This is a genomic window from Streptomyces sp. ISL-87 (assembly GCF_018614095.1).
Taxonomy (GTDB): domain Bacteria; phylum Actinomycetota; class Actinomycetes; order Streptomycetales; family Streptomycetaceae; genus Streptomyces.
Map to the genome: position 1 here is coordinate 25,089 of NZ_JAGGOY010000119.1, position 22,201 is coordinate 47,289.

Below are 22,201 nucleotides of genomic sequence, written 5' to 3' on the forward strand. Positions count from 1 at the left end.
CTCAAGCCAATTCTCGATTCAGCTCACTCAACAGAGACCGCACATTCCGCCCCGGGAACGCGTGCTGGAAACCGCGGCCGCCGCCCTTCCCCTTGAAGGGCTCCGCGTTGAATTCCTTCGTACCGATGCCGACGTCGCTCGCCACCACGTCCCGTATGGACCGCAGCCACCACAGCTGCTCCTCCGAGAACACCGCCCCGGCCTGGCTCTGCTTCAGCAGCCACGCCTCGAAGCGCTCCTCCACCGTCTCCCGGTACGGCCGCAGCTCCTCGTCCACGCCCAGCTCGTACCGGATCAGGGAGATCAGATCCGGGACGCCCGCCTCACGGCCGGGGGAGTGGGCCGCCACTCCCAGGTCCTCGTAGTACGTCCAGAGAACCTTCGGGGTCCACGCGAAGTGCGGGCGGCGGATCTCCAGCGCCAGTTCCTGGAGCGCCGCGTACGTCTCCGCCGGGGAGACCGACCGCGGGCTCGTCAGGGCGATGCTGACTGCAGTGATGCGGTCGCGCTCCTCCTTCAGGAGCCGGCTCCAGCGGTCCACCTGCTCCTTCGCGCGCTGCTCGCGCGGGATCTCGTTTACATCCGTCACCTCGACGGCCGTGAACTCGTCGAAGACGTAGTCCTTGTCCCGGCGGATCTCGATGATGTGCCGCCGCAGCTCGGGCCGCTCCGTCAACGGCGCGATCGCGTTCTCGATCAGACGACGGGCCGCCGCCTGGCCGCCCTCGTCCACCGCCCGCTCCTGCCGGTCCGGGTCGACCGCCTTGACGATGGCGCCCGCGATCTCGGACAGCGTCTGTCCGCCCGCAGCCCGCGTCAGCTGCTCGCGCTCCTCAGTCGTCAGCTGCTGGTTGAGCCGGGCCAGCCGTCCCGCCAGGATCTCGGCCTCGCTCGCACTGATGGACTTCGTACCGGCCTTGTCGAGCAGCTTGGCCAGCGACACCTGACGCTCACCCGCCGGCACCAGCGGCCGGGCGTCCACCAACGGCGAGTCGGTCACGCCGACCGCGTCGACCAGCACGAAGCGGTCCTTGCGCACCGACGCGTCCGCATCCGGCGTGACCTCTTGGAGCTCGGTCGCGTCGATGGTCCGGGCGCCGCGTCCCTTCATCTGCTCGAAGAGGACCGCGCTGCGCACCTCCCGCAGGAAGATGACGCACTCCAGGGCCTTCACGTCCGTGCCCGTCGCGATCATGTCGACGGTGACGGCGACCCGCATGCGGGGCGAGGTCCGCAGGGCGCGGATCAGCTCGTCCGGGTCCTCGCCCGCCTGGCGGCTCTTGTACGTGATCTTTTTCGCGAAGTCGTCCCCGCGCCCGAAGACCTCCTTGACCTGGGCCAGGACATCCTCGGCGTGGTCCTCACCGACCGCGAAGATCAGGGTCTTCGGCAGCTCGCTCCGGCCGGGGAACCAGCGCTGCCAGTTGTCCCGGTAGGCCGTCAGCACCGCCCTGATCTCGTCCACCGTCACCACCGACCGGCCGATCTGCCCGGTCGTGTACGAGAAGTCGTCGTCCAGCTCCTGATAGCGCTGCCGCCGGGTCTTGCGGTCCTTGATCCGTACCGTCGTACCCGACTCGATCTTCGCGCCGCCGTTCTCCCGCAGGTCGGTCCGCATCCGTACGACGTCGAAGTCGACGTTCACGCCGTCCGCCACCGCCTGCGGATACGTGTACTCGGAGACCAGGTTGCGTCCGAAGAAGCCGAGGGTCTGGAGCGTGGGCGTGGCGGTCAGACCAACCAGATGCGCGTCGAAGTACTCCAGGACCCCGCGCCACAGCCCGTAGATCGACCGGTGGCACTCGTCCACGATGATCAGGTCGAAGGACTCGATCGGCACGTCGGGGTTGTAGGAGACGTCGATCGGCAGGTCGGTCGCGTACGTGTCCTCGTACGCCTCGCTGTCCGCGACCTCGTCCGCCTGCTCGTCCTCGGCGAGGGCCTCGCCGCGCAGGAGGGAGTACATCTTCTGGATCGTGCAGATGGTGACCGAGGAGGTGTCCTGGAGTCCGGCAGCGCCCAGACGGTCGACGTTGTAGATGTCTGAGAGTTTGCGGCCGTCGTCGGGCGTCGTGAACTTCCGGAACTCGTCGTACGCCTGCCTGCCCAGGTTGTTGCGGTCCACGAGGAACAGGACCCGGCGCGCCTTGGCGTGCTTGAGCAGACGGTACGTCTGCGACACGGCGGTGAACGTCTTGCCCGCACCGGTCGCCATCTGGATCAGCGCCCGCGCGCGGTCCTCGCCCAGCGATTTCTCCAGGCCGGTGATCGCGTCGATCTGGGCGAGACGCAGGCCGTTGGGCTCCAGTACGGGCAGCCGGCGCAGCGCGGCGCGGAACGTGAGGGCGTCCGGGTTCTCCTCCGCGCGCCGCATCCACCCGGCGACCGTCTCGGGCCGATGGAACGAGAAGACCTCGCGGGAGCGGGCGTCGGGGTCGAGACGGTTGATGAAGTAGGTCTCGGTGCCGGTCGTCGCGTACCGGAAGGCGAAGGGCTCGGCCTCGCGCCAGACGGCGAGGCGGTGCTCCTTGAGCACCCCGGACGCATAGCGGTCGTTCTGCTCGACGGCGCTGGAGAGGTGGTCGCCCTCGCGCTTGGCCTCCACGACGCCGACGATGTGCCCGTCGACGTACAGGACGTAATCCGCCCGACCGGTGGCGAGGGTGAACTCCCGGACCGCCACGCCCTGACCCGCCTCGGGGTTGACCTGGTCGCGGTCCTGCACGATCCAGCCGCACGCGTGCAGCATCTCGTCGATGGCCTCGCGTGCCTGTACCTCGTTGAGCGGGGCGGGACGCTGTGCCCGGTGGATGATCGCCTCGCGGCGCTGGGCGTCCACCTGCCGCGGCTGCCGGCGGGCGGCCTCGTACTTCACCTGCTGGGTACTGCGGAGCTCGTCGATCTGCGTGGTGAGCTGTTCGACGCGAGACAGCAGCTCACTCTTGTTCGCGTCCGCGCTGGCGATCAGGTGCTCGGCCTCGGCGCGCGCCTTGCGCTCCGCTTCGAGGGCATCGCTGGATTCGGCGAGCCGGGTACGGGCCTGGGTCAGCTCCTGACGGTGGCCGTCGAGCGCCTCGCGCAGCTCCGCCAACTCTGCTGGGTCCGTGACCTGTGCGGTATCACCGGGGTCCGTGGGCGGCACGAACTGCGCGACCGTACGCCGGCCCTCGATGGCGTCGTGGAACCAGAGGCCCAGCTTGTAGCAGACGCGTACGGCGGCGAGAGCTCGCGCGGTGTCGAAGAGGTGGCTGTGCGCGGCCTTGTTCCGGTCACGGCGCACGCGGTCGAAGTCATCACGGATCTCGGGGACGAGGACCCCGGCACGCGTCAGCGCCGTCAGCCGGTCGATCTGGCGGTCGCCCTCGATCCGCATGCCGATGCGGGTGATCAGCTCCTCCGCGAGGACCTCGCCGAACTGTCCTGCCTGCACCAGAGATGAGTTGGGGTGGGTGAACACCGTGGCCTCAGCCGAGGCGCCGTACAGAGAGAGCAGAGGCTGGTGCTGGTAGAGGACCCCGAAGTTCGGTGATCCCTTCGCGAAATCGCGAAGCCTGTCGTCCACGGTGTTGTCCCCCCGAAAAATCTGGTCTGCGGGTATCCACGGTGCGAAACACAAGAAGACCCTCCGAACAGTACTGGCACTGTTTGGAGGGTCTCTCTAGCACTTCCTGCGAAGTGCCCCCGGCAGGATTCGAACCTGCGCACACGGCTCCGGAGGCCGTTGCTCTATCCCCTGAGCTACGGGGGCGCGTCGTTCGCGTTGCGGCGACGAGTTGAACACTACCAGCTTCCCCCGGGTGATCAGAAACGAGTTCCGGGGGAGGGGGAGGTGGGTCGCCCGGAGGGGGTGGAAGTGGCAAAAACCCGGACGCGGGGGCTTAGGCGGACCTACTCTCGAGTTGTGTCAGGCGCCTCGGGCCGGGTGCTTGTTGTCGACGACAACAAGGTCATCCGGCAGCTGATCAAGGTCAATCTCGAGCTGGAGGGCTTCGAGGTAGTGACCGCGAACGATGGTGCCGAGTGTCTGGACGTCGTGCACCGCGTGTGCCCCGACGTGATCACCCTCGATGTGGTCATGCCCCGGCTGGACGGGTTCGGGACGGCCGCCCAGCTGCGCGCCGATCCGCGGACGCGGCACGTGCCCGTCGCCATCGTGAGCGCCTGTACGCAGCATGAGGTGGAGGCCGGGATCGAGGCCGGGGTGGATGCGTTCCTCGCCAAGCCCTTCGAGCCCGCCGAGCTCGTGCAGGTCGTACGCCGGCTCATCGAGCGCAAGGACCGGCGGGAGCGGAAGGGAGCCCCCGCAGGGCGCGGGAAGGTGTAGCGGCCGACGGCTGTTCACATGGCGAAACCGTTCGCGGGATGGGTGGGCTTCTCGCCTAGGCTGGTCCCGTGACCCCCGCCGACCTCTCCCGTACCGTCGTACGCGCCGTGCGCTGCGCCGTCGAGGAGGGGGAGCTGCCCGCCGAGGCGGGTGTGCCCGAGCGGGTCGTCGTCGAGCGGACCCGCCCCGGCGGGGTGGGGGACTACGCGACCCCCGTGGCCTTTCAGGTCGCCAAGGCCGCCGGATGCCCGCCCCGGGGCGTGGCGGACGTACTGGCCCGCCGGCTCGGCGCGGAGCCCGGCATCGAGCATGTCGAGGTCACCGGAGCCGGGTTCCTCAACTTCGTGCTGCCGTCCCCCTCCGCCCCCTCCGTCGTCCGGGACGCCATCGTCCGCGACATCGTGATCCGGGACGTACGGGGCGGGGCCATGTTCGCCGCCCCCGCCCCTGCCGACGAGACCGGGACCGGGCTGCGCGAGTGCGTCGTGCGGCGCAGTGTCCTGCGGCTCGTGTGCGCCCAGGGCGGCACCGGGTGCGACCTGCCAGAGGACCTGCCCGTCGCGCCCCTTGCCAAGCGGGACGGCGACGTCGTCGCCCGTTACGGCCGCGACGCCGCCCACTGGGCGATGCTCGCCGTGCCCGCCCGGGAGACCCCGGCCGTCTCCGACGCTTTGCTCGTTCAGGGCGAGGCCAGCGAGTTCTTCCGCGTGCGGTACGCCCACGCGCGCAGCCGGGCCCTCGTACGGAACGCCGATCAGCTGGGCTTCCACCCGGAGCCGGGCGACGTCGACGTGCCCGCCCTGCTGCGCCTCCTCGCCGACCACGACCTCGTCCTGGAGGCCGCCGCGCACCACCGCGCGCCCGAGCGTCTCACCCGGCACCTCGTCGAGCTGGCCGACGAGCTGCTCGATTTCCAGCACTGCGTCCTGCCCAAGGGGGACGAGAAACCCTCGGCCGCCCACCGTGCCCGGCTGGCTCTTGCCGAAGCCGCCGGGACGGTGCTGGCCGGTGGCCTGGCCCTGCTCGGCATAGACGCACCTGACTGCCTGTGATCTGCGAAGAGAGATACCGATGAGCCGTTCCGCGCACCCCGCCGGGCCCCGCCACGCCGACGTCCTGCCCGAGGGGCACTACGCCCCGCCGCCCGCCGACCTCAACGCGCTCGACGAGAAGGTCTGGGCCCGGACCGTACGACGGAACCCCGACGGTGTCGTGACGGTGGGCGGCATCCCCGTCACCACCCTCGCCCAGGAGTTCGGGACGCCGGCCTACTTCCTCGACGAGGAGGACTTCCGGGCCCGGTGCCGGGCCTGGGCGCACGCCTTCGGGCCGGACGCCGACGTCTTCTACGCAGGGAAGGCGTTCCTCTCCAAGGCCGTCGTGAAGTGGCTTCAGGAAGAGGGGCTGAACCTCGACGTGTGTTCCGGCGGGGAGCTGGCCACCGCGCTCGCCGCCGGGATGCCCGCCGAGCGGATCGCCTTCCACGGCAACAACAAGTCCGTCGCGGAGATCACCCGGGCCGTCGAGGCCGGAGTCGGTCGCATCGTGCTCGACTCCTTCCAGGAGATCGCTCGAGTCGCGCACATCGCCCGTGAGCTCGGCGTACGCCAGCCCGTCCAGATCCGCGTGACCGTCGGCGTCGAGGCGCACACGCACGAGTTCATCGCGACCGCGCACGAGGACCAGAAGTTCGGCATCGCCGTCGCCGACGGTTCCGCGGCGGAGGCCGTCCGGCGCGCGCTCGGGCACGACAGCCTCGAGCTGCTCGGCGTCCACTCCCACATCGGCTCGCAGATCTTCGACATGGCCGGCTTCGAGGTCTCCGCCAAGCGGGTGGTCCGGCTGCTGGCCGCCGTACGCGACGAGCACGGCGTCGAGCTGCCCGAGATCGACCTCGGCGGCGGCCTCGGCATCGCGTACACGTCCTCCGACGACCCGCGCGAGCCCCACGAGATCGCCAAGGCCCTGCACGAGATCGTCGCCCGCGAGTGCGAGTCCGCCGGGCTGCGCGCGCCCCGCATCTCCGTCGAGCCCGGCCGGGCCATCGTCGGGCCCACCGCCTTCACGCTGTACGAGGTCGGCACGATCAAGCCGCTCGAGGGGCTGCGTACGTACGTCTCCGTCGACGGCGGCATGTCCGACAACATCCGCACCGCCCTCTACGACGCCGAGTACGCGGTCACCCTCGTCTCCCGCGTCTCGGACGCCGAGCCGATGCTCGTCCGCGTCGTCGGCAAGCACTGCGAGAGCGGTGACATCGTGGTGAAGGACGCCTTCCTGCCGGCCGATCTGGCCCCGGGGGACCTCCTCGCCGTACCCGCCACCGGGGCGTACTGCCGCTCCATGGCCAGCAACTACAACCACGCGCTGCGACCGCCCGTCGTGGCCGTGCGCGACGGGGAGGCCCGAGTGATCGTCCGGCGCGAGACGGAGGAAGATCTCCTGCGTCTCGACCTCGGATGAACCGCATATTTCCGGGGGAAGCCCCCAGACCCCCAAAATAGGTGCCGATAGGTGTCTCACTCAATGGACCGAGGATGGAAAGTGCTGTCCATTGAGTGAGACTGGATGAGACCTGGCGCGCAACCCGCGCGCCGGGTGGTGATGGAAGATCGAAAGGCGTAGGTCGAATGATGCGTACGCGTCCGCTGAAGGTGGCGCTGCTGGGCTGTGGAGTGGTCGGCTCAGAGGTGGCTCGCATCATGACGACGCACGCCGACGACCTGACGGCCAGGATCGGTGCGCCCGTCGAGCTCGCAGGCGTGGCCGTGCGCCGTCCCTCCAAGGTCCGCGAGGGCATCGACCCGGCCCTCGTCACCACCGACGCGACCGCCCTCCTCAAACGCGGCGACATCGACATCGCCATCGAGGTCATCGGCGGCATCGAGCCCGCCCGCACCCTGATCACCACCGCGTTCGAGAACGGCATCTCCGTCGTCTCGGCGAACAAGGCGCTGCTCGCGCAGGACGGCGCCGCGCTGCACGCAGCCGCCGAGGCGAACGGGCTGGACCTCTACTACGAGGCCGCCGTCGCGGGCGCCATTCCGCTGGTCCGCCCCATGCGCGAGTCCCTCGCGGGCGACAAGATCAACCGGGTGATGGGCATCGTCAACGGCACGACGAACTTCATCCTCGACAAGATGGACTCGACCGGCGCCGGCTACCAGGAGGCGCTCGACGAGGCCACCGCCCTCGGGTACGCCGAGGCCGACCCCACCGCCGACGTCGAGGGCTACGACGCCGCCGCCAAGGCCGCGATCCTGGCCGGCATCGCCTTCCACACCCGGGTCCGCCTCGACGACGTCTACCGCGAGGGCATGACCGAGGTCAGCGCCGCCGACTTCGCCTCCGCCAAGCGGATGGGCTGCACCATCAAGCTCCTCGCCATCCTGGAGCGCGCCGCCGACGGCCAGTCCGTCACCGCCCGCGTCCACCCGGCGATGATCCCGCTCAGCCACCCGCTCGCCTCCGTCCGCGAGGCGTACAACGCGGTCTTCGTCGAGGCGGAGGCCGCCGGGCGGCTCATGTTCTACGGGCCCGGCGCCGGTGGTGCGCCGACCGCCTCCGCGGTCCTCGGCGACCTCGTCGCCGTCTGCCGCAACAAGCTCGCCGAGGCAACGGGGCCCGGCGAGTCCGCGTACACCCAGCTGCCGGTCAGCCCCATGGGCGATGTCGTCACCCGGTACCACATCAGCCTCGATGTGGCCGACAAGCCGGGCGTCCTCGCCCAGGTGGCGACGACGTTCGCGGAGCACGGTGTCTCGATCGACACCGTCCGCCAGCAGGGCAAGGACGGCGAGGCCTCCCTCGTCGTCGTCACTCACCGCGCGCCCGACGCCGCCCTCTCCGGGACCGTCGAGGCACTGCGGAAGCTGGACACCGTCCGCGGTGTCGCCAGCATCATGCGTGTTGAAGGGGAGTAAGGACCCATGAGCAGCAATCGCACCCACCAGTGGCGCGGCATCATCGAGGAGTACCGGGACCGCCTGCCGGTGACGGACGCGACTCCGGTGGTCACGCTTCGTGAGGGCGGCACTCCCCTCGTCCCGGCTCAGGTGCTCTCCGAGCGCACGGGCTGTGAGGTCCACCTGAAGGTCGAGGGCGCGAACCCCACCGGGTCCTTCAAGGACCGCGGCATGACCATGGCGATCACCAAGGCCAAGGAGGACGGCGCGAAGGCCGTCATCTGCGCCTCCACGGGCAACACGTCGGCCTCCGCCGCCGCGTACGCGGTGCGCGCCGGGATGGTCTGCGCGGTGCTCGTGCCGCAGGGCAAGATCGCGCTCGGCAAGATGGGTCAGGCCCTGATCCACGGCGCCAAGATCCTTCAGGTGGACGGCAACTTCGACGACTGCCTGGACCTGGCCCGCGCGCTGTCCGACAACTACCCGGTGGCGCTGGTCAATTCCGTCAACCCGGTACGCATCGAGGGCCAGAAGACGGCCGCGTTCGAGATCGTCGACGCGCTCGGCGACGCGCCCGACATCCATGTGCTGCCCGTCGGCAACGCCGGCAACATCACCGCGTACTGGAAGGGCTTCAAGGAGTACAAGGCCGATGGCCTGGCCTCCCGTACGCCCCGTGTGTGGGGTTTCCAGGCCTCCGGTTCCGCGCCCATCGTGCGCGGCGAGGTCGTCAAGGAGCCGCACACCATCGCCACGGCGATCCGTATCGGCAACCCGGCCTCGTGGGACTACGCGCTCGCCGCGCGCGACGAGTCGGGCGGCTTCATCGACGAGGTGACGGACCGTCAGATCCTGTCCGCCTACCGGCTGTTGGCCGCCCAGGAGGGCGTCTTCGTCGAGCCCGCCTCGGCCGCGTCCGTGGCCGGCCTGCTGAAGGCCGCCGAGCTCGGTCTGGTCGACCCGGGCCAGAAGATCGTATGCACCGTCACCGGCAACGGCCTGAAGGACCCCGACTGGGCGGTCGCCGGTGCTCCGCAGCCGGTCACCGTCCCGGTCGACGCCGAGGCCGCGGCCATCCGTCTCGGCCTGGTCTGACACACCACACGGTCGCCGGATTCCGGAAGGCTCGGACACGCCTCCGCAAGCCCCCGGAATCCGGCAACTCGCCGCGTACGGCACCAAAAGTCCACTGAATCCAGCGGAAGTCCGCGACACGCATCGTGCGCCTCCTGTGCGCCCTATGTCGCGAGAGAACCTTCCTTCGATAGGCTGTACTTACATCCACCACCGTGCATATGACCGCGGTGCTGCCCCGAGGGCCTTCGGGTGTCGTACGTTCTCCAGTACATTCGCAGCGAAGATCCCGCCAGTCACCCGATCTCGCACAGTCACAAGGAGTGTCATCTACCGATGGCAGGTCCAGCGTTCCGCGCCGCCGCAGTACGAGTGCGCGTCCCCGCCAGCAGCGCCAACCTCGGCCCCGGCTTCGATGCCCTCGGCCTGGCGCTGGGGCTCTACGACGACGTGGTCGTCCGGGTGGCCGACTCCGGCCTGAACATCGACATCGCCGGCGAGGGCGCCGACACCCTGCCGCGGGACGAGAGCCACCTCCTCGTACGTTCCATGCGCACCGCCTTCGACCTGCTGGGCGGGCAGCCGCGCGGCCTCGAGGTCGTCTGCGCCAACCGCATCCCGCACGGCCGCGGCCTCGGCTCCTCCTCCGCCGCCATCTGCGCCGGAATCGTCGCCGCCCGCGCCGTGACCATAGGCGGAGAGGCCAAGCTCGACGACGCGGCGCTGCTGGAGCTCGCCACCGAGATCGAGGGCCACCCCGACAACGTCGCCGCCTGTCTGCTCGGCGGCTTCACCCTGGCGTGGATGGACGGGGGCAGCGCCAAGGCCATCAGGATGGAGCCTTCGGATTCCATCGTTCCGGTGGTCTTCGTACCCTCCAAGCCGGTTCTCACCGAGACCGCGCGCGGCCTGCTGCCGCGCACCGTCCCGCACGTGGACGCGGCCGCCAACGCGGGTCGCGCGGCCCTGCTCGTGGAAGCCCTGACCCGGCGCCCCGAGCTGCTGCTCCCCGCCACAGAAGACCGGCTCCACCAGGAGTACCGGTCCCCGGCGATGCCCGAGAGCGTGGCACTCGTCAACCGGCTGCGGGCGGACGGCATCCCCGCGGTCATCTCCGGTGCGGGCCCCACAGTCCTCGCACTGGCCGACAACGGTGCGGCCGACAAGGTCGCGCAGCTCGCGGGCGAGGGATGGGCGGCCAACCGGCTGGCACTCGACGCCGCGGGCGCGAGCGTACTTCCGCTGGGCACCCAGGGCGGCTAAGCCGTCCGGGCACACCCGCCAGGGGCGGGCGGTCAGGGCAGGCCGCCCGCGCGGAAGGGCGCGATTGCCGGGCATTGAGAGGGGGAATACCTGATGGATCCGGTAGTGTTAGTCTCAAGTGTGCATCCGAAGCCGCCATGGCTCGGTGCTCAGTGTCCCCATTCGGGACCACCTTTCTTCCGGGAGCCTCCCCGACTGCTTTGATCGCTGCCAGCAGTTTCGAGCACGCTCCGGAATCGGCGTGACATTCCCACGCTTCCAGCTCGGGGGCTTCTCGCCGGAACCACCCATGCACGTTTCTCTCCGCCGTATCTCTACCGGCGGACCACCGCCCCGGCACAGTCCACACACCTAGGACTGTTGTCGGACAGCACAACCGGTCGCCGAGCCAGACAGGCCGACGTCCGCTCCAGGGAAGGACCCTTCGTGAGCGACACCACCGATCTGATGGGCGCTGCCGACACCAACGTCGACACCAGTGCCCCCGCCGCGGGCGCCGCAACCAAGCGTCGCCGCTCCGGCACCGGCCTCGAGGGCATGGTCCTGGCCGAGCTGCAGCAGGTCGCGTCGGGCCTCGGTATCAGGGGCACCGCGCGGATGCGCAAGAGCCAGCTGATCGAGGTCATCAAGGAGGCGCAAGCGGGCGGCGGCAGTGCCCCCAAGACCGCTGCCTCCGCCGTGGACACCGCCGAGGCCAAGCCGAAGCGCCGTGCCACCAGCAAGGCCCGCACGGGCGAGGCCGCCGCCGAGGCGCCCGCCGAGAAGCCTGCCACGCAGGCCCAGATCGACATCCCCGGCCAGCCGGCCAGCGACGACGCCCCGGTCGGCGAGCGCCGCCGCCGTCGTGCGACGGCCCCCTCCGGCAGCCCGGAGACCGCGGCCCCCGTCGCCGCCGCCGTCAAGGTCGAGGAGAAGACCGAGACCGCGCCCGCCGCGCAGACCGAGATCAAGGCCGAGGCCGCGACCGCCGTCTCCGCGCCCCAGGGCCAGGAGGCCGGCGAGGGCCGCGGCCGCCGCGACCGCCGCGACCGCGGTGACCGCGCCGAGCGCGGCGACCGCCAGCAGGGCCGCCGGGACCGTGGCGCCAAGGCCGACGACCAGGGCCAGGGCGGCCAGGGTCAGGGCCAGGGCGGCCAGGCCCCGCAGGGTGGCCAGGGCGGCGGCCGTCAGGACCGCGGCGACCGCCAGCAGCAGGGCGACCGCCAGCAGCAGGGCGGCCGTCAGGACCGTCAGCAGCAGGGCCAGCTGGGTCGTCAGGACCGCCAGGACAACGGCCCGCAGGACGACTTCGACGGTGAGGACGGCCGTCGCGGCCGTCGCGGACGCTACCGCGACCGCCGTGGCCGTCGCGGACGCGACGAGTTCGCCCCGAGCGAGCAGCCGGTCGCCGACGACGACGTCCTGATCCCCGTCGCGGGCATCCTCGACATCCTCGACAACTACGCGTTCATCCGGACCTCCGGCTACCTGCCCGGCCCCAATGACGTGTACGTCTCCCTCGCCCAGGTCCGCAAGGCGGGCCTGCGCAAGGGCGACCACACCACCGGTGCCGTGCGCCAGCCCAAGGACGGCGAGCGCCGCGAGAAGTTCAACGCCCTTGTGCGGCTGGACTCGGTGAACGGCATGGCGCCCGAATCCGGGCGTGGCCGACCGGAGTTCCAGAAGCTGACCCCGCTCTACCCGCAGGACCGGCTCCGCTTGGAGACCGACCCGGGCGTGCTGACCGGCCGGATCATCGACCTGGTCGCACCGATCGGCAAGGGCCAGCGTGGTCTGATCGTCTCGCCTCCGAAGGCCGGCAAGACGATGATCATGCAGTCGATCGCCAACGCGATCACCGTCAACAACCCCGAGTGCCACCTGATGGTCGTCCTGGTCGACGAGCGTCCGGAAGAGGTCACCGACATGCAGCGGTCGGTCAAGGGCGAGGTCATCTCCTCGACCTTCGACCGCCCGGCCGAGGATCACACCACCGTCGCCGAGCTGGCCATCGAGCGCGCCAAGCGCCTGGTGGAGCTGGGTCACGACGTGGTCGTCCTGCTGGACTCCATCACCCGTCTGGGCCGCGCGTACAACCTCGCGGCGCCCGCCTCCGGCCGCATCCTGTCCGGTGGTGTCGACTCGACCGCGCTGTACCCGCCGAAGCGCTTCTTCGGTGCCGCGCGCAACATCGAGGACGGCGGCTCGCTGACCATCCTGGCCACCGCGCTCGTCGACACCGGCTCGCGCATGGACGAGGTGATCTTCGAGGAGTTCAAGGGCACCGGCAACATGGAGCTCAAGCTCGACCGGAAGCTCGCCGACAAGCGCATCTTCCCGGCTGTCGACGTCGACGCGTCCGGCACCCGCAAGGAGGAGATCCTGCTCAACAGCGAGGAGCTCTCCATCACCTGGAAGCTCCGCCGGGTGCTGCACGCGCTCGACTCGCAGCAGGCGATCGAGCTGCTGCTCGACAAGATGAAGCAGACGAAGTCGAACGCCGAGTTCCTGATGCAGATCGCCAAGACGACCCCGGCGGGCAAGAACGACGACTGACGTCGCCGTCGCAGCCCCGCCCCGCACTGCCGAGACCGCCCCCACCGCACCCGCGGCGGGGGCGGTCTCGCGTGTACGGGCCCCGCGCAGCCTCCCGCGCCCGGTGCGACCTTCACCACAGTCCGGCCCCGCCCGGACCGCTGTACGCCGCCGCGCGCATCACCGCTAAACCGCAGGTAGGCGCCGCGGTACACGGGGTTCGTGCCGGTACCCGCAGCTCTTGTGCCCGGCCGGGCGCACCCCGTACCCCGTGGAACCCTGGAAGGGCTTCGGCCGTCTCTGTCTGGGACAGCGGGGGAGGAATCCGGGCCGGCAGCGGCCGGGAACCGGACTCAGGACTGAGGAGAGCATGAGCCAGGACACCAGGGGCGGAGGCCATCGTGCCGCGGGCCGGCGCCGACGGAAACAGCCGGTGCGCCGCAAGGCCCTCACCATCGCCGCGTGGAGCGCCGCGGGCGTGGTCCTCCTCGGCGGCGGGAGTCTCGGCTACTTCTACTTCAAGCTCAACGGCAACCTGAAGACCGTCGACATCAACCAGGCACTCGGCACCGACCGCCCGCAGAACGCGGACAACGGCTCGATGGACATCCTGGTCCTCGGCTCCGACTCCCGCGGCGGGGCCAACGGCGAGTACGGCCAGGACGACGGCGGCTCCGCCCGCTCCGACACGGCGATGATCGTCCACCTCTACGACGGCCACAAGAAGGCCAGCGTCGTATCGATCCCGCGCGACGCCCTGGTCACGCGCCCCTCCTGCGCCGTCACCGGCTCGAAGAAGACCGACCCCGGCGGCCCGCGCCACATGTTCAACGAGTCGTTCACCATCGGTGGGGCGGCCTGCGCGGTGAAGACCGTCGAGAAGATGTCGGGGATCCGCATGGACCACTACATGGAGGTCGACTTCACGGGCTTCAAGAAGATCATCGACAACCTCGGCGGCGTCGAGGTGACCACGACCAAGCCCATCAAGGACGGCGCCAGCCACCTGGACCTCGCGTCGGGCACCAACCACCTCAACGGCGAGCAGGCCCTGGGCCTCGTACGGACCCGCAAGAGCGTCGGCGACGGCAGCGACCTCGGCCGAATACAGCTCCAGCAGGCGTTCATCAAGGCGCTGATCAAGCAGGTCAAGAGCATCGGCATCTTCGACAACCCCAAGCGGCTCGTCGATCTCGCCGACACCTCCACCAAGGCGCTCACTACCGACACCCAGCTGGGCAACGTGAAGGCCCTGGCAGGGTTCGCCCAGAGCCTGCAGGGCATCGACGCCCAGAACATGCAGATGATTACCCTGCCGGTGGGGGCGGACGTCCGTGACCCCGACCGCGTGGTCCCGCTCACCAAGGAGTCCAAGATGGTCTGGGACGCCCTCCTGGCCGAGCAGTCGATCCCCGCGGAGGCCACGGCGAATTCGATGGGCGACAAGGGCAAGGCCGGCGAGATCGTGCGCTAGGAATAGATGCCGGACCCACCTCGTTGAGGGAGGCGTCCTCAGAATTTTGACAGGCGGCCCGGTCCTGGCAGACTGGTCTGTCGGCCCCGGTTCACGCAGCGCGCAATTCGGCTCCTGCGACCCGGCGCCCTCCCGAATCTAGGAGACACCTTGAAGAGCGAGATCCACCCCCAGTACGTCGAGACCCAGGTCAGCTGCACCTGTGGCGCGTCGTTCACCACCCGTAGCACCCTGACCGAGGGCACCATCCGTGCCGAGGTCTGCTCCGAGTGCCACCCGTTCTACACGGGCAAGCAGAAGATCCTCGACACCGGTGGCCGCGTCGCCCGCTTCGAGGCCCGCTTCGGCAAGGCTGCCGGCTCGAAGTAGCGAGCCCCCGGCGCCGGACGCCGGCTGCACCCTGTCCACACGGGGGCAGCCGGACCGGCGCCTTTGTCGTCCCGCAGCCCTTTCTTACTTTCACCACAGGAGACCCCGATGTTCGAGGCGGTCGAGGAACTGGTCGGCGAGCACGCCGACCTTGAGAAGAAGCTCGCCGACCCGTCGGTCCACTCCGATCAGGCCAACGCGCGCAAGCTCAACAAGCGCTACGCGGAGCTGACCCCGATCATCGCGACGTACCGTGCGTGGAAGCAGTCGGCCGACGACATCGAGACGGCGAAGGAGTTCGCGGCCGATGACCCGGACTTCGTGGCCGAGGTCAAGGAACTGAGCGCACAGCGCGAAGAGCTCACCGAGAAGCTCCGCCTGCTGCTCGTCCCCCGCGACCCCAGCGACGACAAGGACGTGCTCCTCGAGGTCAAGGCCGGCGCGGGCGGCGACGAGTCCGCCCTGTTCGCGGGCGACCTGCTGCGCATGTACCTGCGCTACGCCGAGCGCGTGGGCTGGAAGACCGAGATCATCGACGCCACCGAGTCCGAGCTCGGCGGCTACAAGGACGTCCAGGTCTCCGTCCGCACCAAGGGCGGCAACGGCGCCACCGAGCCCGGCAAGGGCGTGTGGGCCCGCCTGAAGTACGAGGGCGGCGTGCACCGCGTCCAGCGCGTTCCGGCCACCGAGTCCCAGGGCCGCATCCACACCTCCGCCGCCGGCGTGCTCGTCACCCCGGAGGCCGAGGAGGTCGAGGTCGAGATCAACATGAACGACCTGCGCATCGACGTGTACCGCTCGTCGGGCCCCGGCGGCCAGTCCGTCAACACCACCGACTCGGCCGTGCGCATCACGCACCTCCCGACCGGTGTGGTCGCCTCCTGCCAGAACGAGAAGAGCCAGCTCCAGAACAAGGAGCAGGCCATGCGCATCCTGCGCTCGCGTCTGCTGGCCGCCGCCCAGGAAGCCGCCGAGCAGGAGGCCTCCGACGTGCGCCGCAGCCAGGTGCGCAGCGTGGACCGGTCCGAGAAGATCCGCACGTACAACTACCCGGAAAACCGGATCTCGGACCACCGGACCGGGTTCAAGGCGTACAACTTGGACCAGGTGCTCGACGGAGACCTCGACGCGGTCATCCAGGCCTGCGTCGACACCGACTCCGCCGCGAAGCTCGCGGCCGCGCACTGACCCCCGCTTCACCCCCCCCGTACGACAGCAGCCCGGAGGACCAGCGTGAACTTGCTGCTTGCCGAGGTGGCCCAGGCCACCCAGCGGCTGGCCGCCGCCGGCGTGCCCTCACCGCGCTTCGACGCGGAGGAGCTCGCGGCCTTCGTGCACGGCGTCAAGCGGGGGGAACTGCACCACGTCAAGGACGCGGATTTCGACGCCCGCTACTGGGAGGCCGTCGCCCGCCGCGAGGCGCGCGAGCCGCTCCAGCACATCACCGGCCGCGCCTTCTTCCGCTACCTGGAGCTCCAGGTCGGGCCCGGGGTGTTCGTACCCCGGCCCGAGACCGAGTCGGTCGTGGACTGGGCCATACACGCCGTCCGGGCGATGGACGTCGTCGAACCGCTGATCGTGGACCTGTGCGCCGGTTCCGGTGCCATCGCGCTGGCCATGGCGCAGGAGGTGCCGCGCTCGCGCGTGCACGCGGTCGAGCTGTCCGAGGACGCCCTGCGGTGGACCCGTAAGAACGCCGAGGGCTCCCGCGTCACCGTCCACCAGGGCGACGCGCTCAGCGCGCTGCCCGAGCTGGACGGCCAGGTCGACCTGGTGATCTCCAACCCGCCGTACATCCCGCTCACCGAGTGGGAGTACGTCGCACCCGAGGCCCGCGACCACGACCCCGAGATGGCGCTGTTCTCCGGCGAGGACGGCCTCGACACCATCCGCGGCCTCGAGCGCACCGCGCACCGGCTGCTGCGGCCCGGCGGCATCGTCGTCATCGAGCACGCCGACACCCAGGGCGGCCAGGTTCCGTGGATCTTCGCCGAGGAGCGGGGCTGGGCCGACGCCGCCGACCACCCCGACCTGAACAACCGCCCGCGCTTCGCGACGGCCCGTAAGGCCCTGCCGTGATCCGCGCGACTTCCCCCAGTCACACCGTCACCCCCCTGCTGCACGAGGAGTCCCGCTGATGGCCCGGCGATACGACTGCAACGACGCGACGGACCGCAAGACGGGTCTGCGTGAAGCCGCATCCGCCGTGCGCCGCGGCGAGCTCGTCGTGCTGCCCACCGACACCCTGTACGGGATCGGCGCGGACGCCTTCAGCGCGGAGGCGGTCGGCGATCTGCTCGCCGCCAAGGGGCGCGGCCGCAACATGCCCACCCCTGTGCTCATCGGCTCCCCGAACACCCTCCACGGCCTGGTCACGGACTTCTCCGAGCAGGCGTGGGAGCTCGTCGACGCCTTCTGGCCGGGCGCGCTGACGCTGGTCGCCAAGCACCAGCCGTCGCTGGCGTGGGACCTGGGGGAGACCCGCGGGACCGTGGCCGTACGGATGCCCCTGCACCCCGTCGCGATCGAGCTGCTGACCGAGGTCGGCCCGATGGCGGTGTCCTCGGCGAACCTGACCGGGCACCCGGCGCCGGAGGACTGCGACGCGGCGCGCGAGATGCTGGGCGATTCGGTGTCCGTGTACCTGGACGGCGGGCCGACGCCCGGTATCCAGCCGTCGTCGATCGTCGATGTCACCGGGAAGGTTCCCGTCCTGCTGCGCGAGGGCGCACTGACCGCGGACCAGCTGCGGGAGGTCGTACCCGACCTCGAGGTGGCCCCGTGAGCCCTGAGGGGCGTGGCATAGCGAGCCAGACCTTCCGCATCCTCCACGTCAGCACCGGCAACGTGTGCCGCTCGCCCATCACCGAGCGGCTGACCCGGCATGCGCTGGCGCACCGGCTGGGGGGCATCCCGGCGAGCGGCCTGATCGTGGAGAGCGCCGGCACGTGGGGCCACGAGGGTGCGCCGATGGAGGCGAACGCGGCGGCCGTGCTGGCGGACTTCGGGGCGGATGCGTCCGGGTTCACCGGCCGGGAGCTGCTGGACGAGCACGTCATACGGGCGGACCTGGTGCTGACCGCTACGCGGGACCACCGGGCGCAGGTCATCTCGATGGGGCATTCGGCGGGGCTGCGGACCTTCACACTGAAGGAGTTCACGCGGCTGGTGCGGGCCATAGACCCGGCGACGCTGCCGCCGCTGGACGACGGGATGGCGGAGCGGGCCCGCGCGCTGGTGCGGGCCGCTGCGGCCCTTCGTGGGTGGCTCCTGGCCCCTTCGCCGGACGCGGACGAGGTGTACGACCCGTACGGGGCGCCGATCACGTTCTTCCGCTCGATCGGCGACGAGATCAACCAGGCCCTGGACCCGGTGGTCACGGCCCTGACGGGCGTCACCGCCTCCCGCTGAGCGTCCGTCCGGCCGGAGGCCGGCGCAGCGGTGCGAAGCGCGGCGCCGAGGCCCCTGGGCCGAGCGGCGCGAGTGCCGCGTCGAGGAGGGGCTCAACCAGGCCCTGGACCCCGTGGTCACAGCCCTGACGGGCGTCACCCCCCACTGACCCCCGCGGCGGGTCTCGTAGGGCGGGAGCGGGCCGGCAGGCCTACAGTGGCGATAACCCGGTACACCCTGGAGTCGCGCCATGAGCGTCATCACCCAGCCGACGGATCTGCTGCGGCGGCAGGATCCGCAGATGGCCGACGTGCTCGCGGGGGAGGCGCGCCGGCAGGCCGACACCTTGCAGCTGATCGCCGCCGAGAACTTCACCTCGCCCGCCGTGCTCACCGCGCTCGGCTCCGCGCTCGCCAACAAGTACGCCGAGGGATACCCCGGCGCCCGCCACCACGGCGGCTGCGAGTACGCCGACCTGGCCGAGCAGATCGCCGTCGAGCGGGCCCGCGCGCTGTTCGGGGTCGAGCACGCCAATGTGCAGCCGCATTCCGGGTCCTCCGCCGTGCTGGCCGCGTACGCCGCGCTGCTGCGGCCCGGGGACACCGTGCTGGCGATGGGGCTTCCGTACGGCGGCCACCTCACCCACGGGTCGCCCGCCAACTTCTCCGGGCGCTGGTTCGACTTCGTGGGGTACGGCGTCGACGCCGAGACGGGGCTGATCGACTACCAGCAGGTGCAGGACCTCGCCCGGGCGCACCGGCCGAAGGCCATCGTCTGCGGCTCGATCTGCTACCCCCGCCACCCCGAGTACTCGGTCTTCCGGGAGATCGCGGACGAAGTCGGGGCCTACCTGATCGCCGATGCCGCGCATCCGATCGGGCTGGTCGCCGGCGGGGCGGCCCCCAGCCCCGTCCCGTACGCCGACATCGTGTGCGCGACCACGCACAAGGTGCTGCGCGGCCCCCGCGGCGGGATGATCCTGTGCGGCTCCGAGTTCGCCGAGCGCATCGACCGGGCCGTGTTCCCCTTCACTCAGGGCGGCGCCCAGATGCACACCATCGCCGCCAAGGCCGTCGCCTTCGGGGAGGCCGCCCGGCCCGCGTTCACCACGTACGCCCACCGGGTCGTCGCCAATGCGCGGGTGCTGGCCGACGAGCTGGAGGCGCACGGGTTCATCCTGACGACCGGCGGCACCGACACCCACCTCATCAGCGCGGATCCGGCGCCCCTCGGCCTCGACGGGCCCACCGCCCGCGGCCGGCTCGCCGCCGCCGGGATCGTCCTCGACACCTGTGCCCTTCCCTACGGAGACCAGCGGGGGATCCGCCTCGGTACGGCCGCCGTGACCACCCAGGGGATGGGGGAGGCGGAGATGGTCCGCATCGCCGGGCTGTTTACGGCCGCACTGCACGGGGAACCCGCGAAAACCCGTGCCGAGGTGATGGAGCTGACGCTCGAATATCCCCCGTACGGGGCGTAATAGGGGCAAACAGGACGTAGTGCAACCGGGATAACGGCCCCTCGCGTCCTCGGCAGCGGGGACAACGCAGCTAATGTGTGGGGCTGAGATGGCCGGCGATACATCTGGGGCAGCCAGTGCGTGAATACCTGCTGACGCTTTGCGTCACGGTCGCGGTGACCTACCTGCTGACCGGGCCCGTGCGGAAGTTCGCGATCGCGGCCGGTGCGATGCCCGCGATCCGCGCCCGCGACGTGCACCGCGAGCCGACACCGCGGCTCGGCGGCATCGCCATGTTCGGCGGGCTGTGCGCGGGACTGCTGGTCGCCGACCACCTGCAGAACCTCAACGGGGTCTTCGAGCTGTCGAACGAACCGCGGGCGCTGCTCTCCGGGGCGGCGCTGATCTGGCTGGTCGGCGTGCTCGACGACAAGTTCGAGATCGACGCCCTGATCAAGCTCGGCGCGCAGATGATCGCCGCCGGTGTGATGGTCATCCAGGGCCTGACCATCCTGTGGATCCCGGTCCCGTTCATCGGGACGGTCGCGCTCACCCAGTGGCAGGGCAACCTGCTCACAGTGGCCCTCGTCGTGATCACCATCAACGCGGTGAACTTCGTGGACGGCCTCGACGGCCTGGCCGCCGGCATGGTCTGCATCGCCGCCGGCGCGTTCTTCCTCTACGGGTACCGCATCTGGTTCGGCTACGGGATCGAGTCGGCCGCGCCGGCGACCCTCTTCGCCGCGATCCTGATGGGCATGTGCCTCGGCTTCCTGCCGCACAACATGCATCCCGCCCGGATTTTCATGGGCGACTCCGGCTCGATGCTCATCGGCCTGGTGCTCGCCGCGTCCACCATCTCCATCACCGGGCAGGTGGACCCGGACGCGATGGCCCTCTTCGCGGGTGGCGAGCGCAACGCGACGCACGCGATGCTGCCGGTCTTCATCCCGCTGCTGCTGCCGCTGACGATCACCGCGATCCCGGTGGCGGACCTGGTCCTCGCCGTCGTCCGGCGCACCTGGAAGGGCCAGTCCCCGTTCGCGGCGGACCGCGGGCACCTGCACCACCGGCTGCTGGAACTCGGTCATTCACACAGCCGCGCGGTGCTGATCATGTACTTCTGGTCGGGGCTGATCGCGTTCGGGACGGTCGGCTATTCGGTGCATTCCACCTCGATGTGGATCGTGCTCGCGATCGCCGCGCTCAGTGCGGTGGGCCTGATCCTGCTGCTCCTGCCGCGCTTCACCCCGCGCGCACCGCGCTGGGCCGAAGGCCTCGTTCCGCCGCGCTACCGGCACGCGGCGCGGGCCGCGGAGGCCGCCGCCGAGGCGGCCGCGCAGGATGCCACGGGCACCGAGCCGATGCCGGCCCGTCCGGTCGCGGTGGGTGTGTCCGGCGTCAACGGAGCGACCGCCGTAGGCCCCCGTTCGCGCTTCCCCGACCGACGTAAGGCCGAATCGGCCCGCTGACGGGCTGGGCGCATGTCGGACATGAACCCCCTTTACCACATAAGGTGGCCGCCTGTCGTGCACACACGGGCGGGTTACCTCTCATGTGTGACAGTCAGCACACCTGCCAGGTAAAGCTCTCATCAAATAGTTTGTGATACCGTTCACTAAACCCGGCGACAGAGCCGAAGGACCGTAGTGCGACGGTCCATTGGCCCGAGGTTCGTACTCGGACCGGGCTTACGCTCGTCCCGTACGAGTTCCGTACGAGTCCGTGCCCCCACCACCACGCGGAGCAAACCGCCATGCGGTCAGATGACGTCCGATCCCTCCTGAAGGCTGCTGTACCCACAGCTGCTGCCGGCGCAATCGCCGCCGTCATCAGCGCGTTCGTGGTCGGCGGCAAGGGGGCGGTGGGAGCCGTTGTCGCGACCGTGGTCGTGATTCTCTTCATGGGTCTCGGATTCGTGGTCCTGCAGCGCACGGCGAAATCCCTGCCGCACCTGTTCCAGGCCATGGGGCTCATGCTCTACGCGGCACAGATCCTTCTGCTCTTCGTTTTTCTCGCCGTGTTCAAGAACACGACGTTGTTCCACCCTCGAGCGTTCGCGATCACGCTCGTCGCCACCACCTTGGTGTGGATCGGCGCGCAGACGCGTGCTCACATGAAAGCCAAGATTCTCTACGTCGAACCCGACTCGACGAAGCCCGACTCGACGAAGGGCGAAAAGCCCGAAAATCCGGGATCGAAGTCGTGAGGGGTAGGGCCGGGATAAGGGCGCGTTCGAGATCCTGCTATCGTCCGGTTCCAACTGCGGCACTGCGGGCGCGGGCATCTGAGCTGACGCCTGTTCCATCGCGAGGCTCGATGCCTGACTGCCGCCCCCACATCCGTTACACCAGTCCAGTGCCGAACCGCGGCTGCGCGCCGCGCCGACACAACGAGGTTGCCGTACCTATGCGCCACGCTGAAGGAGC

Annotated in this window: 17 protein-coding genes and 1 tRNA gene; 16 read left to right on the forward strand and 2 right to left on the reverse strand. The window is 70.1% G+C overall.

What is annotated here, in order from left to right; genetic code table 11:
* Position 1: 1 nt before the first annotated feature.
* Both J7I97_RS34105 and J7I97_RS34110 read right to left on the reverse strand, forming a co-directional pair.
* On the reverse strand, positions 2-3,562 hold the full coding sequence (locus J7I97_RS34105; RefSeq protein WP_214943210.1) for a DEAD/DEAH box helicase family protein: 3,561 nt from the start codon (positions 3,560-3,562) through the stop codon (positions 2-4).
* 114 nt (positions 3,563-3,676) lie between these two features.
* Positions 3,677-3,748: transfer RNA gene (locus tag J7I97_RS34110), tRNA-Arg, on the reverse strand.
* Between the two features lie 153 nt (positions 3,749-3,901).
* On the opposite strand from J7I97_RS34110, the gene J7I97_RS34115 reads away from it, so the two are divergent.
* The 16 genes from J7I97_RS34115 to J7I97_RS34190 all read left to right on the forward strand — a co-directional run bounded on the left by J7I97_RS34115 (position 3,902) and on the right by J7I97_RS34190 (position 21,981).
* Positions 3,902-4,324 (forward strand): response regulator, encoded by a 423-nt coding sequence (locus J7I97_RS34115; protein ID WP_374103587.1) that lies wholly within the window; start codon positions 3,902-3,904, stop codon positions 4,322-4,324.
* Positions 4,325-4,392: 68 nt separating this feature from the next.
* Positions 4,393-5,376: an ArgS-related anticodon-binding protein NrtL gene (gene nrtL / locus J7I97_RS34120; protein ID WP_214943216.1), complete on the forward strand. Its 984-nt coding sequence runs from the start codon at positions 4,393-4,395 to the stop codon at positions 5,374-5,376.
* Positions 5,377-5,395: 19 nt separating this feature from the next.
* The gene (lysA, locus tag J7I97_RS34125; RefSeq protein ID WP_214943219.1) at positions 5,396-6,787 is read left to right on the forward strand and encodes a diaminopimelate decarboxylase; all 1,392 of its coding nucleotides are present in this window, start codon (positions 5,396-5,398) and stop codon (positions 6,785-6,787) included.
* 170 nt (positions 6,788-6,957) lie between these two features.
* Entirely contained in the window at positions 6,958-8,247 is a 1,290-nt protein-coding gene (locus tag J7I97_RS34130) for a homoserine dehydrogenase (RefSeq protein WP_214943385.1), read from the forward strand.
* Between the two features lie 6 nt (positions 8,248-8,253).
* Positions 8,254-9,324, forward strand: coding sequence for a threonine synthase (thrC, locus tag J7I97_RS34135; RefSeq protein ID WP_214943222.1), 1,071 nt, complete (start codon positions 8,254-8,256; stop codon positions 9,322-9,324).
* Between the two features lie 315 nt (positions 9,325-9,639).
* Positions 9,640-10,566, forward strand: coding sequence for a homoserine kinase (gene thrB, locus J7I97_RS34140; protein WP_214943225.1), 927 nt, complete (start codon positions 9,640-9,642; stop codon positions 10,564-10,566).
* Between the two features lie 426 nt (positions 10,567-10,992).
* The gene (rho, locus tag J7I97_RS34145; protein WP_214943229.1) at positions 10,993-13,101 is read left to right on the forward strand and encodes a transcription termination factor Rho; all 2,109 of its coding nucleotides are present in this window, start codon (positions 10,993-10,995) and stop codon (positions 13,099-13,101) included.
* A gap of 349 nt (positions 13,102-13,450) precedes the next feature.
* Positions 13,451-14,554, forward strand: coding sequence for an LCP family protein (locus J7I97_RS34150; RefSeq protein WP_214943232.1), 1,104 nt, complete (start codon positions 13,451-13,453; stop codon positions 14,552-14,554).
* 150 nt (positions 14,555-14,704) lie between these two features.
* Positions 14,705-14,923 (forward strand): 50S ribosomal protein L31, encoded by a 219-nt coding sequence (rpmE, locus tag J7I97_RS34155; protein ID WP_214943235.1) that lies wholly within the window; start codon positions 14,705-14,707, stop codon positions 14,921-14,923.
* Positions 14,924-15,031: 108 nt separating this feature from the next.
* Entirely contained in the window at positions 15,032-16,111 is a 1,080-nt protein-coding gene (gene prfA, locus J7I97_RS34160; RefSeq protein WP_214943238.1) for a peptide chain release factor 1, read from the forward strand.
* Between the two features lie 45 nt (positions 16,112-16,156).
* Positions 16,157-17,002 (forward strand): peptide chain release factor N(5)-glutamine methyltransferase, encoded by an 846-nt coding sequence (gene prmC / locus J7I97_RS34165; RefSeq protein ID WP_214943241.1) that lies wholly within the window; start codon positions 16,157-16,159, stop codon positions 17,000-17,002.
* Between the two features lie 58 nt (positions 17,003-17,060).
* On the forward strand, positions 17,061-17,708 hold the full coding sequence (locus J7I97_RS34170; protein ID WP_053677425.1) for an L-threonylcarbamoyladenylate synthase: 648 nt from the start codon (positions 17,061-17,063) through the stop codon (positions 17,706-17,708).
* Positions 17,705-18,334: a protein-tyrosine-phosphatase gene (locus J7I97_RS34175; protein ID WP_214943244.1), complete on the forward strand. Its 630-nt coding sequence runs from the start codon at positions 17,705-17,707 to the stop codon at positions 18,332-18,334. The genes J7I97_RS34170 and J7I97_RS34175 overlap by 4 nt, the downstream gene beginning before the upstream one ends.
* Positions 18,335-18,563: 229 nt before the next feature.
* On the forward strand, positions 18,564-19,793 hold the full coding sequence (gene glyA, locus J7I97_RS34180; protein WP_214943246.1) for a serine hydroxymethyltransferase: 1,230 nt from the start codon (positions 18,564-18,566) through the stop codon (positions 19,791-19,793).
* 116 nt (positions 19,794-19,909) lie between these two features.
* The gene (locus J7I97_RS34185; RefSeq protein WP_308369210.1) at positions 19,910-21,244 is read left to right on the forward strand and encodes an MraY family glycosyltransferase; all 1,335 of its coding nucleotides are present in this window, start codon (positions 19,910-19,912) and stop codon (positions 21,242-21,244) included.
* Between the two features lie 284 nt (positions 21,245-21,528).
* The gene (locus J7I97_RS34190; protein WP_214943248.1) at positions 21,529-21,981 is read left to right on the forward strand and encodes a hypothetical protein; all 453 of its coding nucleotides are present in this window, start codon (positions 21,529-21,531) and stop codon (positions 21,979-21,981) included.
* Positions 21,982-22,201 lie beyond the last annotated feature (220 nt).